Annotated in this window: 1 pseudogene; it reads left to right on the top strand. The window is 44.1% G+C overall.

From position 1 onward, the window contains the following. Positions 1-227 (top strand): annotated as a pseudogene (locus tag H5158_RS23085) (transposase); the annotation flags it as partial.

Raw genomic sequence — 227 nt, 5'->3', positions numbered from 1 at the left:
AATGCGAGTAAAGAATGGAGCGGCACATTCGATGAGCTAGGGCGTAAAAAAGCAAAACTAGAACGCGCGAGTAAACGTATTATCGAACGTCACCAATCACAAGATAGCCTGAGCGAAGAGTTGATAACACAGGATTTAAAGCAAAAAGAAAAGCTGGATAAAAGTGCAGATAAAATCACGGAGTTCTTAGCGACCCACGAGGAAAAAACGGGCAGCAAAGGCAAGCC

It is taken from the genome of Pseudoalteromonas sp. SR45-6 (assembly GCF_014163545.1).
GTDB classification, from domain to species: Bacteria; Pseudomonadota; Gammaproteobacteria; order Enterobacterales; family Alteromonadaceae; genus Pseudoalteromonas; species Pseudoalteromonas rhizosphaerae.
This window is presented reverse-complemented; position numbering and strand designations above follow the sequence as displayed.